14 protein-coding genes are annotated in these 15,579 nt (G+C 45.5%); 7 read left to right on the forward strand and 7 right to left on the reverse strand.

All coding sequences use genetic code 11. The features are described from left to right. Positions 1-513: 513 nt before the first annotated feature. A complete protein-coding gene (locus tag RIE73_RS16775) occupies positions 514-1,566 on the reverse strand; it encodes an anthranilate phosphoribosyltransferase family protein (protein WP_446402261.1) in 1,053 nt (350 codons plus the stop codon). 236 nt (positions 1,567-1,802) lie between these two features. Between RIE73_RS16775 and RIE73_RS16780 the strand changes: the two genes are divergently transcribed. Together RIE73_RS16780 and RIE73_RS16785 are read left to right on the forward strand one after the other, a co-directional pair. Then, positions 1,803-2,006, forward strand: a complete 204-nt coding sequence (locus RIE73_RS16780; protein ID WP_446402262.1) for a hypothetical protein — start codon at positions 1,803-1,805, stop codon at positions 2,004-2,006. A gap of 87 nt (positions 2,007-2,093) precedes the next feature. Next, positions 2,094-2,531 (forward strand): hypothetical protein, encoded by a 438-nt coding sequence (locus RIE73_RS16785; protein ID WP_446402263.1) that lies wholly within the window; start codon positions 2,094-2,096, stop codon positions 2,529-2,531. 182 nt (positions 2,532-2,713) lie between these two features. On the opposite strand, the gene RIE73_RS16790 is transcribed toward RIE73_RS16785, so the two are convergent. After that, complete coding sequence (locus tag RIE73_RS16790; protein WP_446402264.1) at positions 2,714-4,603, reverse strand: ferredoxin--nitrite reductase; 1,890 nt, start codon at positions 4,601-4,603, stop codon at positions 2,714-2,716. Positions 4,604-4,857: 254 nt separating this feature from the next. Here RIE73_RS16790 and RIE73_RS16795 point away from each other — a divergent pair, with 254 nt between their 5' ends. After that, positions 4,858-6,054, forward strand: a complete 1,197-nt coding sequence (locus tag RIE73_RS16795) for a HEAT repeat domain-containing protein (RefSeq protein WP_446402265.1) — start codon at positions 4,858-4,860, stop codon at positions 6,052-6,054. Between the two features lie 396 nt (positions 6,055-6,450). Beyond that, on the forward strand, positions 6,451-6,903 hold the full coding sequence (locus RIE73_RS16800) for an Hsp20/alpha crystallin family protein (protein WP_446402266.1): 453 nt from the start codon (positions 6,451-6,453) through the stop codon (positions 6,901-6,903). 489 nt (positions 6,904-7,392) lie between these two features. On the opposite strand, the gene fdhD is transcribed toward RIE73_RS16800, so the two are convergent. From fdhD to RIE73_RS16815, 3 genes are all read right to left on the reverse strand, one after another. Further along, entirely contained in the window at positions 7,393-8,238 is an 846-nt protein-coding gene (gene fdhD, locus RIE73_RS16805) for a formate dehydrogenase accessory sulfurtransferase FdhD (RefSeq protein ID WP_446402267.1), read from the reverse strand. Continuing rightward, a complete protein-coding gene (locus RIE73_RS16810; protein WP_446402268.1) occupies positions 8,216-10,477 on the reverse strand; it encodes an FdhF/YdeP family oxidoreductase in 2,262 nt (753 codons plus the stop codon). Before RIE73_RS16810 ends, fdhD begins: the two co-directional genes overlap by 23 nt. A 381-nt stretch (positions 10,478-10,858) precedes the next feature. Further along, on the reverse strand, positions 10,859-11,257 hold the full coding sequence (locus tag RIE73_RS16815) for a tetratricopeptide repeat protein (RefSeq protein ID WP_446402269.1): 399 nt from the start codon (positions 11,255-11,257) through the stop codon (positions 10,859-10,861). 109 nt (positions 11,258-11,366) lie between these two features. On the opposite strand from RIE73_RS16815, the gene RIE73_RS16820 reads away from it, so the two are divergent. After that, positions 11,367-11,597 carry a hypothetical protein gene (locus RIE73_RS16820; RefSeq protein ID WP_446402270.1) on the forward strand — a complete coding sequence of 77 codons (231 nt, stop codon included), beginning with the start codon at positions 11,367-11,369 and terminating at the stop codon, positions 11,595-11,597. A gap of 64 nt (positions 11,598-11,661) precedes the next feature. Here the strand turns inward: RIE73_RS16820 and pip are convergent, their stop codons facing one another. Further along, a complete protein-coding gene (pip, locus tag RIE73_RS16825) occupies positions 11,662-12,612 on the reverse strand; it encodes a prolyl aminopeptidase (RefSeq protein ID WP_446402271.1) in 951 nt (316 codons plus the stop codon). A 26-nt stretch (positions 12,613-12,638) separates the two neighbouring features. Here pip and RIE73_RS16830 point away from each other — a divergent pair, with 26 nt between their 5' ends. Then, entirely contained in the window at positions 12,639-13,538 is a 900-nt protein-coding gene (locus tag RIE73_RS16830; protein ID WP_446402272.1) for a hypothetical protein, read from the forward strand. Positions 13,539-13,910: 372 nt separating this feature from the next. Then, complete coding sequence (locus RIE73_RS16835) at positions 13,911-14,528, forward strand: DUF3859 domain-containing protein (RefSeq protein ID WP_446402273.1); 618 nt, start codon at positions 13,911-13,913, stop codon at positions 14,526-14,528. Positions 14,529-14,534: 6 nt separating this feature from the next. On the opposite strand, the gene RIE73_RS16840 is transcribed toward RIE73_RS16835, so the two are convergent. Continuing rightward, the gene (locus RIE73_RS16840) at positions 14,535-15,377 is read right to left on the reverse strand and encodes a Uma2 family endonuclease (RefSeq protein ID WP_446402274.1); all 843 of its coding nucleotides are present in this window, start codon (positions 15,375-15,377) and stop codon (positions 14,535-14,537) included. Between the last annotated feature and the right edge of the window lie 202 nt (positions 15,378-15,579).

A 15,579-nucleotide genomic window follows, 5' to 3' on the forward strand; every position in this document is an offset into this window, starting at 1 on the left:
CGAAAAATAGGGCGTTTCGGCTTTTAGAAGTTAGCTTGACCGAACAAGATTCTGTACGGTTTTCCTCCCTTGTCCTCTTGTCCCCCTTGCCCTCCTTGTCTTGTCCCAACCATAAAATAAAAAACCTACACCTGTCAGCCCTTAAAAAGGGGGGGACAAGAAATTAGATCAAATCTGGTTAAAAAATATCACTAAAAACGGCTAAAACATACCTTTTCAAGTAACAGCATCTGTGTATAGCAACCGCCACAAAGGTTAGGATACTAAACTTGCCTCAAAAAAATACACGGCATTAATTTTATGCCTTAATGACCCTGGCGATTGCTATACAATCAACCGGATTTGATAGTATTCAAAGTCCCCCTTTTTAAGGGGGATTTAGGGGGATCTAAACGTTGATCGCTAGTCGGGTGGGTAGAGTTGTGAGCTTAACTTGACACTAACGAGAAATACCGTACCCCTACGGTGCAATTCTAAAACTATTAATTTATTCCCCATTCCCCGTTCCCTCTTTCACCCCCTACTTACAGTAGACTCAATCTCAGCCAACTGCTGCTGAAGTGCGCCTGTAGTTAACAAAGACTCCGCTTTGCTTAATCCATCCTCAAACGTAGGACAAACCCCACAACGCCAGAGATAAAACCCACCATTCCAAATCACGGATTTTTGAAATTCTGAAGATTTTCCGGCTAAAACATCTTTAATTTGTGCCAATAATTGTTCCTTGGACTCTAGAGGAACCTCCTTCCCTTCAAAACCATAATCCCTAGGGTGAAGTTTCAGGCGTTGATAGGGTTCGCTATCTCCAGGTTTATGTGTCGAAATAATCGCCGTCCGTTCACGGGGTAAATCGCAACTTCCCTCTAACCCCTTAATTAAGGTGTAATTGTTGACGCCTCGTAATCCTAATGTTCCCTGCATAAATTCTTCCGTTGGCGGATGGACAAACCCAGCCACGAGATGTACATTCCCCGCATAAGGAAGCCAGATTAATTCAACCGTGGCAAAGGGGGGACGCTTGCCAATCTGATCCCGATAATTCACCAAACCTTGAGTCGCCGGAAAATGGTTAGGGGTGTAGATAAACCCAAAGCGAGTTGTTTCTAAACTCTGATGAACTTGGGTAAGACTCAATCGGGTAAAATCAATGCCCAATCCTTGCCAAATTTCTACCAGGGGAATGCCATATTTTGTTGCCATACAGTCGCCGCCATGTTGAATGACAGGAACCCCTAAAGCCGCCAGCATCAGCGCTGTTAATAGAGTAACTGGGGCGGTACGCGATCGCCCGTCGTAGGGTGTTCCCATTACCGTGACTATCGGATCACCAGATAATCGGGGTACTGTGCAACCTAATTGATCATACGCATCCAACATTCCCGCAAGTTCCTCACTCGTGGGGCGCTTAATGCGATGGGCAATTAAAAACGCCCCAATTTGAGCCGGAGTCGCGTCTTCATTCAAGATCATTTCTGTGGCGTTGGCGGCTTCTTCACGAGTTAAATCTTTGTGAGTATGGCTACCGCTGCCCACTTTCTTTAACAGTTCTCTGAAAATAATACTCATAATGGGGGATGAAAAATAGGACGATGGGACTATGACGATAACGGTTTAGGACGATAGCAGATTGACAGAGAACCGTTCGTGATTCCTGAACAAAGATGCAACGACTTCGCCATTGAGTGAACGCTGTGAAGATTAGTTAACAAATCTACAATTAATTTTTATGTATTATTTGATACAGATTTTAATTTTCGTATATTCTGATACAAGAAGAGAATTGAGAATCACACGTCACAGCTATGACAAGCCCACAACCGCAACCCCCTCCAGCCAACCTCTCGGCTAGTGCAATTTTTCGCTATCTGCAACCGGGAATGTGGCTGAGACTAGAGGAACTCCCCAATCCATTTGCCCACTATGAGGCGTTGATACTTTCCCAAGTCTCGGATCATGAATGGCTGACTTGGATTCCGGAACATGGAGAATATCTGTTAGTGCTGTAGCCGCTTTTAGAGAAGGGGACACCCTTTCTGACTGAACTATCACCTCCATACAATGCTCAAACGTATAGAAAATTTGGAGTTTTGGTAATGATCAAGACTAAGCTTTCCCCCTGCGAGAGTTTACTCTATCACTGGATTCGGTTTCATACTAGAACCAATCAGAAAGTAAATTTTAACTGGCATGACTTTCAGGCTTGGACAGCCGAATTTCTAGAACATTCAGTTAGCTTGAGCGAAGTTTACGCCGCGCTTACAGAGTTACATAAGCTGAAATTAATTACTGTCCAAGGCACCGAAGTTGCCCTAAATACGCCCCCACGTCGTACACCATTAGAACTTTCACCATTACCCCACAAATTATTAACCACCCGCCGGAAACCCAAGTTTTTTTCCTGGGGTTCCCTAATGACGTTAATCTTTTTGGTCTTGTGGTTAGGCTCAGGCGTTATGTATTTTAAGTTGTATTCAGGAGACTCAAATCATTATACCAATCCTTATCAATTTTTGGGCGAAAAAATAAAATAATTGGGTTGACTTATTTAGTCAATCGGAGACAGAGCGAAACAAGGATGAAGGGTGAAACAGGGTGATCCGAATGTAGGGGCGGGTTTCACGACTATCTTTTTTGACTTCACCCGAATTTCACTAAACCCGCCCCAATCCAATGTCCGAATTATTGGACAAACCAATGACATAAGACAAACGCCTTAAGCATCAATCACCACTTGTCCTTCCGGCACAGCACAACAGGTCAAAACCATGCCCTCCTCTAAATCGTCCAAGGCACTATACTCTTCGTCATACTTCACTTGACCTTTTAATACCTTTTTAGCACAAGTCCCGCAAGTACCAGCACGACAACTATTGTCGATTTCAATGCCTTGGCTTTCAGCCATATCCAGGATAAAGTCCTGAGAATTAGCGTCAACCTGTTTCCACGATTCCGCGAAAAATAGCTTTGTTTGAGCTTGATCGTCGTTAGTTTCTGTCTCAGATGAAGGTTGAGTATCCTCCTGAGTTTCCGGTTCCGGTTCTATAACAACTCCATCCTTAACCTTAGCATCAAAGTTTTCAATTAATAGATTCCGTAGAATCGGTTTTAGGTCATCGCAGGCAATTCCTTTTTCCAATACGTCTCCGAGTTGAGCATCTTTGCCCACTTTTCCTCCGGTATAAAGATTCACCCCTTCGACAGGCTTGCCATCTTTACGAACTTTCGTACCCATTAACCCAATATCGGCAACTTGAGGTTGTCCACAGGAGTTGGGACATCCTGTCCAATGTATCCGCACTCGTTCGGGAATATCTAATTCTTGATCCAGTTCTTGTGCTAATTTTAATGCCCGTTGTTTGGTTTCTATGATGGCAAAATTGCAATAGCGATTCCCGGTACAAGATACCAAGGAACGGGTAAGCGTCGCCGGATTAATCGGAAACTGCTGGAGTAACGGTTCACTCAGAAACGCTTCGATTTTGTCATTGGCAATGTAGGGAATAATTAAATTTTGTTCAACGGTTAAGCGAATTTCACCATTGCCATAAACATCAGCTAATCGGGCTAACTCAAACATGGTGTCGGCTGACAAGCGCCCCACGGGAACCAGTAAGCCAACATAACTGTATCCGGGTTGCTTTTGCGGATAAACCCCAATGTAATCTTTTTTCTCTTGGGTAATCTCATCCTCAGGCGCAGCCGGGAGGAGTTCTTTCCCGAATGTTTTTTCGACTTCCGCCCGGAATTTTTCTACGCCCCATTTATCAATTAACCACATCATCCGGGCTTTTTGGCGGCTTTTTCGCAATCCTTCTTTTAATCCATTCTGAGTATAAACGGTGAGAATCGCACCACTCAAGTTAATCACATCTTCTTCATTTGCTGGAACCCATGCATTTAAGGGAATCGCTTCCACACAACGCTGGGCTGATAAATAACCGCCGACTAAAACATTAAAGCCTAATTCTTCATCCCGATAAGCAGGGACAAAGGCAATATCATTAATTTCGGCGTGAATGGAGTTATCTCGTCCTCCTTCAATGGCAATATTGAATTTACGTGGAAGATTCGTAAATGCATAATTGCCTTCCCCGTTATTGGTAATCATGTCCTGCAATTTTTGCACCATGTCACGGGTGTCAATAATTTCGTCTGCATCAATTCCAGCGACGGGTGATCCAGTTAAATTCCGCACATTATCCATTCCCGTCTGCACACTGGTCATATTAATGGATTGCAGTTGACGGAAAATTTCGGGAATATCTTCTAAACGGACGCCTCGCAGTTGAATATTTTGGCGAGTAGTAATATCGGCGCTACCATCATCACCATAACGCTGCACAATACTGGCGAGAACCCGCATTTTCTCACTGTCCAGATAACCATTGGGTGTGCGTAAGCGCAACATAAATTTGCCGGGAGTCACTGGACGGAAAAAGACACCCAACCACTTGAGGCGGAGTTCTAAGTCGGTTTTATCAACGTTTTCCCAGCCAACTTCGATTAAGCTTTCCAGTTCATGTTTAATATCTAGCCCATCTTTCTCGGCTTTGGCTTTTTCCACTTTATTTATTTTTTTGGATACGTCTTTTGTTGTAGTCATAGCGCTATTTTGATGGATTTTTACGGTTTTCGGTTGTCTAAAATTACCCCTCTTAATTTCAGTAAGGTAAGCAAGGTTCAAGTGGTAAATTGTATATTTGGATACGCTTTTAAGTTGAATTTGAACAAACTGCATCATATAAATGCAATTTGTGAATTAAATGTTTATAAATCATCGATTCTATGAAACGATAGGAAGAGTGAGGCTGAAGTGGCACACCATTCAGTCTGGGTAAGGATGCAAGTGATCAAACAATGGACAAACTTCTTAAACAAGCCACAGTTGCCACAGAGCAGAGGGATTGGTTGTCAGTCACTCAATGTTTACAGCAATTACCGTTGGATGAGCGCAGCCGAAATCATGCCAATCCAGAAACCAAGGAATTGCCTCTCGGATTGGCGATGGCGTTAACGGTTTTGGAACAGGGAGATTTTCAGGCGCGTTGGGATATTGCCAAGGTTTTGCCACAATGGGGCCAGAGAATTGTGGCACCGTTGATCGAGATTCTGGAAGATGAGGAAGCGGATTTAGAGCAACGGTGGTTTGCGGGGCGGATTTTGGGGGGATTTAATACGCCTGAGGTGATTCGGACATTGGTGAAATTACTGGATTACAGTGAAGATGAAGAGTTAAGGGCGATCGCATCGAGTGCATTAGCCGCGATCGGACATGCTGCGGTTGAGGCGTTGACTGATTTGTTGGTGAAACCGGAATCTCGTCTTTTCGCCACTCGCGCCTTAGCTCAAATGCATTGTGCAGAGGTGATTAATCCCTTATTAAGCGTCGTCCATGATCCAGATGTGCAGGTGCGCGTCACCGCCATTGCTGCCCTGAGCAGTTTCCATGATGATCGCATTGTACCCGTTTTCTTGGTGGCATTAAAGGATTATGCCGCGTCTGTGCGTAAAGAAGCGGTGATCGGGTTAGGCTTAAGCGCCTCCTCACAGACAGATTTCGAGACATTACCCTATCTGCACCCCCTGCTGTATGATTTGAATTTAGACGTTTGTCAGCAAGCCGCGATCGCGATCGGTAGAATCGGTACAGATGAAGCAGCCGAGGCGTTATTTCCAGTTTTGCGATCGCCTCTGACTCCTGTTCCCCTACAAATCACGGTTATTCAGGTATTGGCGCGGATAGAAACGGCGACAACATTAGAGTATTTACACCAAGCCTTATCCACCATAGCCGAAGACTCTATATTAGAAATCGTGCGCGTTTTTGGGCGGATTGAAACCCCGAATTTGAAATACCAAGCCGCTAAAATCTTGCTAGATTTCTTTGAGTCGGGACATCCCAGTGTTGAAACAACCGCCATTAAACAGGCGTTAGCCTACAGTTGGGGACAATTAGGAGTCGCTGACGCCATGGAAACTTTAGTACAACTCCAGAATGATCCGCAAATGAGTGTCAGATTACACGCTAATGCGGCAATTAAACAACTCCAGTAAACGTTTCCAAATCTGCCAAAGTTCTATGATGAAGGGCGGGTTTTGTTGAAAGGTTATCGATAAGTACCAAAATTAAATGGCTAAACCCGCCCCTACAATTGATCCTTTGGCTACGCTTATATCGTGCTTTGTAGAACGGTCTGGACTCAGATATTCGGGGGAGTGACAGTAAGGATGGTAAAGGCAGAAAGTAAGAGGCAATGGGTTTACTGCACCCATTTAGTAGAGTAAACCGTACTCTATGATTAGTTAAATACTTGAGGACGGTAATCATTAGTAAATCAGTCGTTAAAACCGAATTGGCAGTGTTGTTTGTTTGCCTACTATGGGAATCAAGGGATAGATGGTAATGCTCCATCACTTCCCAAAACAACCTATTCTCGGAGAGATAAAACTATGGCACTTGTTTATTGGAATCCTCGGCGTGAAACTGAATCGCTGCAACACCAAATCACTCGCTTATTTGAGGATGCTTTAGCACCCCGTTCTGAGCAAAAGCAGGAATACATGTCAACGGTTCCGCTAGCGGAGATGCAAGAAACTCCAGAAGCTATTCATCTGAAGCTAGAAATTCCCGGAATGGAAGCTAAAGATATCGATGTACAAGTCACCGAAGACGCTGTTTCCATCAGTGGCGAACGCAAGTCGGAACAGAAAAGCGAAGATAAGGGTGAAACCAAGAGTGAATTCCGTTACGGCAGATTTGAGCGACTCATTCCGTTACCCGCCCGAATTCAGCATACGAATGTGAAAGCTGAGTACAAAGATGGTATCTTAAATCTGACGTTGCCTAAGACGGAACAAGAAAAGAACAAAGTGGTTAAAGTTCAGCTTGAACCAGCCGCTTAAGTTGAATGGTACTGAAATAAGCATTAGGGAATCACCGAAACCTTTGATATACCGTAGTAGCGTGGCAAGCTTAAAACAGTGGTCAAGTATTTTCAAGGAACCCTTATGAGAGTAGCGATCCAGAAAAATTTTACCCACAACTTTAAGCTTGCCAGCCTAGTAGGGTGGGCATTGCCCACCAACCTTAAGTCAGTATCATTCCGCTTAAGTTAGACTGGGATCTTTCACCATTCTAAATTAGTCTGACGCCCGACGCCCGGAGTTCAAACTCCGGGCTAAAAGCTTAAGTCAGCTAAAGCTGACTGGCTGATACCAAGTAGACACATCGATTAGGACAAATGAAATGTTGTAGAGACGTTGCATGTAACGTCTCTACCATAAGATGATGCATCCTAACCGCTATGGCGATTGCTATAAATAGTTGGCATACAAGAGTTTTATTCTCAAGCCTACCCAAAAATCGGTTGTATATTTTTGGGGCTAACCGATTTACTTCTCCTCAAAATCTATCCGTTCCTTTCCTGTATAAATATTAAATCGTTTTCCGCGCAAAAATCCGACTAAGGTGATGCCAAACTCCCTGGCTAAGGCAACGGCTAAACTGCTGGGTGCAGATACCGCACAAACAATCGGGACACTGGCGGTTAGACATTTCTGTACTATCTCAAAGCTAGAACGTCCACTCACCAGAACAATTGGGTTGGTTAAAGGTAATTGATTACTCAAAAAAGCAGCGCCAATTAATTTATCCAAGGCGTTGTGGCGTCCCACATCTTCTCGTACTGAGAGTAATGTTCCTTGGGTGTCGAATAAGGCGGCGGCGTGTAATCCTCCGGTACTTGAGAAAACACGCTGGGCGGTGTGTAATTGTTCGGGTAAACTATAAATAATATCTGGACTAACGGTTAATCCGGCTGAGATAATTGGACATCCCCGTAAATGTAGGGCTTCTAGACTGGCTTTGCCACAAACGCCACAGGCGCTGGTGGTAAAAAAGTGGCGTTCTAAGGGTTGTAAATTAACCGATAATCCGGGTCGAAGTTTTACATTGACAATGTTATAACGTTGTTCCCCATCGACATCCGGATCAACACAATAACTGATTTGCTGAATATCATCGCGATCGCGAACCACTCCTTCAGAGTACAAAAACCCCGCCGCCAGTTCAAAATCTGCCCCTGGTGTTCGCATGGTAACGGCTACGGTTTGCGGGGGAGAAACGAGGCGAATCTCCAAGGGTTCTTCCGTCGCCACCTGATCTTGGCGCGATCGCACATTCCCCTTCTCCACCACCCAAACCCTGGTTTTCGTCTTACTCCCCATCGCCATTTTCATCTTTTTCTAACTGCACCAAGGCATTATAATCAGGAATCGCCACTTCAGGCGATCGCTTATTCTTATCTAAAAGTATATTCCCTTCGGGCCAATGCACTTGCAGGTTCCCGGGTTTCACGGGTGCCGTACACACTCGTGCCTTCAACTCTCCCACCTCATTTTTGAGAATCACAGCATCCCCATCTTTTAATCCTAACGCCGAAGCATCCACCGCACTCATTAACACCGCCTCCCGTACTGCACCTGTAATCGCATCTTTCTTTTCCTGCACCATACTATTAAACTGCTTCCCGCGTCGAGTGGCGACTAAGAAACATCCCTCTGGTAAATCTCGTTGTGGCGGGGATAACGGAGTAAACCGCGCCTTCCCATCGGGTGTGGGAAAAGTCCAACCAAAACACAGATGAGAACCGCCATATTGAAACTGATCTCCCGCTTCTTTGAGATGTTGAATCCCCGCATATTGAGGAATGATTTGGGCAATTTCTTGGCGAATCGCGGCGGTTCCGTTGAACTTTAACGGCGAATTTCCCTGATTTTCTGCGGCTAAATCTGGACGAACTCTCCGTGCCAATTCGATAAAAACTTCCCATTCGGGACGCGCTTCGCCAATGCGATTTCCCTGAACTTCGGGACTGAAAATCACTCGTCGTTCTGTCGTGGTTTCGGTTACGCCTCCTGGCACTTCATACCGAGTGGTGGCGGGGAGTAGAATTACCGTATCCGCCGGATCAACTAACATTTGGCTAGAACAAATAATATCCTGATGCACCCGCAGGGGAACGCGCTTTAATCCTGTTTCCACATAATCGGGTTCGGGGAGAACTTCCAGGAAATTTCCCCCCACGGAAAAGAGGACATCTAAGTCTTCCGCATAAGCCGCTTGAATCATTTCTGATGCGGTTAATCCTGGCGACGTTGGCACCTCAAATCCCCATTTTTCACTCAACTGTGCCGCATGTTCTGAGGTAATCGGCTTCCCTCCAGGGAGTACCGTGGCGTAGCATCCCATCTCCGCACCCCCTTGTACTCCAGAATGTCCGCGAATTGGCATCAAGCCACAGCCCTCTCTGCCGACAAAGCCTTTGGTTAGTGCTAGATTAATTAGCGATCGCACGTTATCTTCGCCACATTCATGCTGGGTAATTCCCATACTCCAGACGAAGACAGCCTTGTTCGCCTCAGCTACCATCTGGGCAAATTCATACATCTGATCACGAGATGCGCCAGATATCCCTTCGAGTTCCTCCCAGGATTGGCAGTCTAGGCTGGCTTTTAAGTCCTCAAAGTTGCGCGTATAGGTGTTAATAAACGAGTGATCAATCCAATCATTGGCGATTAAATGTTTCAGTGTACCATTAATAAACGCCATATCCCCGCCCATATTCACCAGGAAAAAGTCTTCGGCGAATTTTGTGCCAAATAAAGCACTTTCGGGAATCGACGGCACCCAATAGCGTTCCATCCCAGGTTCCCGGTAGGTATTAATTACGACTATTTTGGTTCCCGCCTTTTTTGCCCAGTGGAGATACTTCACCGTGACGGGTTGGTTATTTGCCACATTCGACCCAATGAAGACTAATAAATCTGTCCCAATCCAGTCTTTATAGGAACAGGTTGTCGCCGCTACTCCTAAGGCGTTTTTCAATCCCGCCGTACTCGGAGAATGACAAATTCGCGCCGCATTATCAATATTATTGGTTCCCATTGCCCGCACCGCTTTTTGGGCAGCATAATAGGTTTCATTAACGGTGCCGCGACTGGTGAGATAAAAGCCGAGTTTATCGGGTGTCGTGGTGCGAATGCGATTGGCGATAATATCGAGGGCTTCTTCCCAACTCACCCGATGAAATCCTGTCTCTCCCCGTTGACGCATCATCGGGTAAGGAAGTCGCCCCATCTGTCGCAGTTCAGCACTTTTTTTGCCCTGCAACTGGGATATATCTGCCAGAAGTTGGGGGTCAAAGGCGGGCATGGTATTCATCCGCAGTAGTCGCAACCGGACATTGCAAACATGAATGCCGTCTAATGTCCAGTCTTTCATCCCCGTGGTGCCTAACGCACAACCGTCGCAGACGCCTTGGTTGAGGATATCCCAGGCGTAGGGAAGTTGATCCCGGTTTAAGAAGATGGCGCGAAACACTTCCCAGTAATTATTCGGGTATTGTTCGCCGATACCGAAGGGTTTCCAGGTTGCCCAGTGTTCAGGCGTCCAGCGCTTTTTAGGTTGAGGTAACATGATTTGGAGTGGTGCTTACGCTTGCGATTCTTTAACGCTACCATTTTCCTATTCTAATCAGATAGTCTGGTTCGGTCTATCACCGTTCCACTGGATCATCAAACCTAATGCTGATTGCTGATAACAGCAAAAACGATACAATTGTCCCACCCTCTCGACGGGCAATTTCTGCAATACTGATACTCTAACAGGTTATTCAGGTTCGCCAGTTATCTAAAAACAGACGTATCTCTCTCCTGCTATTGCCTATTGCCTATTCCCTTTTCCCTTTTTCCACTATCGTGAGTTTCACATCTCAAATGTAAACACTATAGATAGCGAATAGCCCGATCTACGACAGACTGATTGCGTCGCTTAAGACTTTCTGAAAGGATGTCTGTGTCAAGTAATGCCTTGTCCAAGCTTTTGATTCAATGGGTGTGCTGCACGATCATTCATGATTTCTACCATTATCTCATCAACGGCTTCCGATTCATCTTCCCAGCCACCTAGCAGAGGATACTGTTCTACCTCAGCTACTGCTAATTTAGCCTTCAACTCCTGACAGTCTTTGGCTAGGGGGATACCTAACTCTGTTGTAAGTGCTAACGCTTGATTGCAAAAGTCAATAGCTCGATTTAAATTACCTAATTCATGATGGATTTCTGCTAAATTTTTGCAGACAATAGCCTCAGAATAACGCTCGTCAATATTCTGAAAAATTTCTAATGCTTTCTGGGAAGAGTATAATGCCTCTGAATACTGCTCAAGTTTACAAAAAGCGCCTGCCAAATTTGCCAAGGCAGTTCCCTCACTATGACGGTTGCCAATCTCCCTAGCAATTGACAAACTCTGCTGCTAATTTATACTTCAATTCCTTCTGGAAACCTACGATATCAGTCAAAATCGATTGGCTGTGGCGATGGAAACGCCGCGTTCTCATCTGGGGCGCTGGTATCACGAACAAATCGATCCCACAGGGGATATGGTTGCTGATATTGTCACCGCCTTACGAAAAATCAATCCCGCTGCTGCTGAGATGTTTATTCAACTGCTTCTGTCACCGTATTGGTGGGTTACGGCGGACTGTGCATTTAATGGTTACTTGCTTAATCAAATACCGCCTAACCCACCCTACTGACTACTGACTACTGACTACTGACTATTGGCACTAAACTGCCTACTACGACCCTATTTTTTTCCGACTATTCCAAATTGGCAAACTTGTCTGTCGCTTCAAGTAATGCACTGCGAATCCCTGGTTCTGTCATCGCATGTCCCGCATCTGGAACCACAATCAACTCGGCTTCCGACCAAACCTGATGTAACTCCCACGTCGATATCATTGGGCAAACTACATCATACCGTCCCTGGACAATTACCCCAGGAATATGACGAATCCGGTCAACATTTTGCAGCAACTGATCCTCGGATTCAAAAAAGCCTTTATTGATAAAATAATGACACTCGATTCTGGCAAACGCCTCGGCAAAATCGCTCTTGCTAAACTTTTGCATCAAGTTGGGGTCTTGCAACAGTTTACTGGTACTCGCCTCCCAAACTGACCAAGCCCGCGCTGCGGCTTGACGAACTTGGGGATCAGGACTGGTTAAACGCTGATAATACGCCATAATAAAATCATCCCGTTCCGCCTCTGGAATGGGTTTAATGTAATGTTCCCAAGCATCGGGAAAAATATAGCTAGCCCCCTCCTGATAAAACCAACGCAGTTCCTTTTGTCGCAGCATAAAGATTCCCCGCAGAATCAATCCGCGACAGCGTTCGGGATGGGTTTGACTGTAAGCGAGGGACAGGGTACTCCCCCAACTTCCGCCAAATACGACCCACTGTTCAATCCCCAAATGTAGCCGCAGTTTCTCTATATCGCCGACTAAATCCCAGGTGGTATTCTCTTGCAGTTGAGCATGAGGCGTACTTTTACCACTCCCGCGTTGGTCAAACACGACAATTCGCCATTGATTTGGGTTAAAATATTGGCGGTAAAAGGGTTGACTACCTCCTCCAGGTCCACCGTGTAACACGACTACGGGTTTGCCTTCTGGATTCCCTGACTCCTCATAGTAAATCCGGTGGAGGTTACTTACCTGTAACGTTCCTTGGGTGTAGGGTTCGATGGGGGGATAGAGTTCGCGCATAATTTTCGATTACAGTAACAAAGGCGGTGGCGCTGGTATCGCCGACGACGAATGGTGGTGCGATCGCCTATAATTCTTTCCTAGTTTTTACTATGACAAATTCTAGGCAGTTGACGACCAAAATCGACTCGAAAGCGGGTCAGGTATATATCCAGGACTGTGATCCTGACACCCAAAACGCTGACTGGCGGCGTATCCCCAGGATTCAGTGGTTGGTGATTCTCACCCTTGTGGGACTGGGGCTGTTTGGCTGTAAGTCCTCTAAATCCCCTGAAAACGCCCAGAGTCCCTCACCCCCCGTATCCGAAACACCCGCCGATTTTTCCTTTCCCCTGATTACTCCGAATGTCTCACCCCTTCCCACAGAAACACCGACATCTTCACCCCTTCCCACGCCCACGATTTCATCCCCACCCCCAGAAATAGTGGTTTTACCAACTCCTGAAGGAGTCCCCAATACACCCTCTGTCCCCGCCGAGGTTCAGCTACCTTCGCCTACTCCACAGGCGTCTAAAGCAGTTCCACCCCCTTTACCCAAACCACCTGGCGTTGATAACCGTAAACCGACGATTAAAAATTTACCCGATGGCAATTATTTTTATGGCGAATCAGCAGAGTTTGACCGTCCGGGTAGTCGATATTTAGTTTTTATCAAAACGGCTGATAGGCTTATTGGTCAGGAGTATTTTTGGCAAACTGAGCATAGTCGTTGTTTTAAAGGCGTTGCCAATAAAAATATGGTGAAAAACGTGAAAATTGCTTATCGTGAACCTTCTATGGAGGCAGAGGATGTCCAATGGTCATTTGAAGATATGAATCCGATAAAACTGAATGAGTTTCAGGCGATTAGCTGGGATAAAGCACCTGATTTTGCTAAGAATAATTTACAAGATTGCGTGAAAATTTTTAGTGTTTTTAATGAGTGATAGACTCTCAAGAAAGAAATACCTTGAGACAGACCCCTCCCTAACCCCTGACAGGTGTAGGTTTTTTATTTTAGGGTGGGGACAAGACAAGGAGGACAAGGATGGAAAGAAGACAAGGGGGAAAAACCGTACAAAATTAGGTTCGGTCAAACTCACTTCTAAAAGCCGAAACGCCCTATTTTCGTTCTCACTCTTCCTTGTCTACTGGTCTACCTGTCTTCTAAGTCTTACCTCAACCCCAATAAAAAACCTACCCTTATGAGCCTGATCAAGGGGAGGGAACTTTTCGTCACGTTTACCTTGACACAAAAGAAGTTTTATGTTAAAGAGAAAGTAGATAGTCTCAAGCTTCTGGTTTAGAAGTAATTAATTGTGACTGATGAACGACTTACTCAAGATCAGTTAACCCAACTCGTTGCTGAGGTGGATCAATTAGCCAGACGCCACGAGGTTGAATTTGACCGCCAACAAGTTCAGCAGATTTTGCAGGAATTGAATTTACCGCCAGAGTTGCTGGATGAAGCGCTAGTACAACTACGCCGTCGTCAAGCGTTAGCGGTTCAACAAAAACGGAATCGCTGGATTGGGATAGGCGTAGGGGTGGCGATAGTGGGTGCGATCGCGGCGTCTACGGTATTCATTGTAAATCGTCACCGTGCGATCGCGGCAGTGTCTGCTTCTGGAAGTTGCATTACCCCGAATCAGCAGACGTGTGAACCGATATCGGATTTTAATCGCCAAGAGATAGTCTACCGGGTTACCTTACAAGACGCCCCTGTGGGACAAAGGCTTTCCTTACAGTGTGATTGGATTGACCCCACTGGTCAAATTGTCCATCAGAATCGCTATCAAACCAATAAAATAGACCGAGAGGTTTGGTCTACCTATTGTCGTCACACCTTGGGTTCTACTGCAACCATGGGGGATTGGCAAGTGCGGATGAGAGTAGGCGATCGCGCACTCGACCAAAAATCATTTACAGTTAAATAATCGGAACTATTCGCTATTTTCCAAATCATCGGGATCAATACCTAACTCTCGTAATCGTGCGGCTAATTCTTGAACCCGTCGTTTAGCTGTTTCAGCTTCCTGTTTCGCCATTTCTGTTTCTTGTCTGACGGCTTCCGTTTCTTGTCTGGCGGCTTCCGTTTCTTGTCTCGCCACCTCTGTTTCTTCCGTGGGTAAAGAAATCCAATTCCCCTCCAGTGTCATCCACCGTAGCCACAGTCGGTTAAACCCGCGAAAATTACCTTGCCATACGCCTAAACTTAATCCTAACTCCGGTATCGGTAAACAGCCTTGAGTCAAATCTACAGACTCATAATGACCGCCAACTAAATGAAAGGCTTGCCATTCATTAGTATAGCGACTAAAAATAACATAGTAAGGAATCCGCAGAATCTCTTCATAAACTCGCCACTTTGTCGGCGGGTGTCTTAATTCGTTTTCCCTTTGACCCAAATCTTCATCTTCCGTACCTGGAGACAATAACTCCACCACGATAAACGGATTCACCCGTTCTTGCCAACACACATAACTCAAACGCATATCGCGTTCCTGATAAAGCCTTGGTACACCGACAACTCCGAACCAATCAGGACGTTTATACCAGTTTGGATGAGTAGGGTCATAATAGAGATTTAAATCACAAGCACTGAACACTCTATCTGGATACCAATTTGTTGGTAAAAACGTCAAATATAGTAATAAGGGTTGCAAAAAATGGAACTCATCAGGCAAACCAGGTTCCTCCGGATTTTCGCTAGGTAAATCATACATGGTTGGTAGGGTTTGCCAAGGGGGAAGTGGGGGGTCAGTTTGGCGGGGTAACTGAGTCATTTGATGATTAGAGTTGTTGATAAAATCTCTTCCACTATTTTAACAGTTCGTAGTGGCGTGACACACCTTATTTGGTGGATTAGAATTGTAGGGGCGCATGGCGTGCGCCCGATTCAATGGTCAAATCTAATCCACAATTTTAGCCACGCCAGTAGGTTGGGTTGGCGCATGTTACTAGGGCAGCATGTAGGGCTAAAGTTCC

The organism is Coleofasciculus sp. C1-SOL-03 (assembly GCF_040220555.1).
Taxonomy (GTDB): Bacteria; Cyanobacteriota; Cyanobacteriia; order Cyanobacteriales; family Coleofasciculaceae; genus Coleofasciculus.